General features: G+C 60.2%; 2 pseudogenes. One reads left to right on the top strand and one right to left on the bottom strand.

The features are described 5' to 3' along the window. Positions 1 to 429 (bottom strand): annotated as a pseudogene (locus ARC63_RS23120) (transposase); the annotation flags it as partial. Between the two features lie 67 nt (positions 430 to 496). On the opposite strand from ARC63_RS23120, the pseudogene ARC63_RS04080 reads away from it, so the two are divergent. Further along, positions 497 to 766 (top strand): annotated as a pseudogene (locus ARC63_RS04080) (hypothetical protein); the annotation flags it as partial.

The raw sequence follows: 766 nt of genomic DNA, 5'->3' as shown, positions 1-766 counted from the left end.
GGCGATGCGCCAACGCACAGATGCGTTCGCGCAGTTTGACGTTGCGATCTTCGCGCGGGCAATATCGCTGCGCACTGGCGCTCATGCCGATCACTGCCAACGCACGCCTCTCGCTGGTACCACGCCCTATCCACTCGCGCACCAGCATGCGACGCGCCGGTGCGCTCACCACTTTTTTCGCAGTGCATCCTTGATCAGGTCGTTCTCGAACAGCTGCTCGGCCAGCAACTTCTTCAGCCGCGCGTTCTCGGACTCAAGTTCCTTGAGCCGCTTGGCATCGGGCACGCTCATCCCGCCGAACTTGCTGCGCCACAGATAATAGGAAGCCTCGCTGAAGCCATGCCGCCGGCACAGGTCCTTGATCGCCACACCGGCATCAGCTTCGCGCAGGAAGCCGATGATCTGTTCTTCAGAAAAACGCTTCTTCACGTCCAATCTCCTCGAGTTAGGGAATTGGACTCCAAACTGAGGTGCTACTCAAAATCGGGGGGGCGTCGGTCAGACCAGAGTTCTCAGTATGAACTACTGCGAGGCAGCCGATGTGGCTGCTGGTGGCGACTGTCCCGTGCTTGGCCTCCTGAAGTCCATCGATGGCCCGCGCACGGATATCGACGACCGTACGATCTACAACTATTACCCCATCGATGCTGCCGGGTGCGAGACTGGCACCGGAGCGTGCCTGTATCGCAAGGGTGACCTCAGGCGGACCATCAACGCCCGCGGTCAGATCCGCGAGAATCTGAGCTATGACGCAGCAGGCCGCGTT

The organism is Stenotrophomonas geniculata ATCC 19374 = JCM 13324 (assembly GCF_001431625.1).
GTDB classification, from domain to species: Bacteria; Pseudomonadota; Gammaproteobacteria; order Xanthomonadales; family Xanthomonadaceae; genus Stenotrophomonas; species Stenotrophomonas geniculata.
Note: the sequence above shows the minus strand (reverse complement) of the source record. Positions and strands in the feature narration are given on the sequence as shown.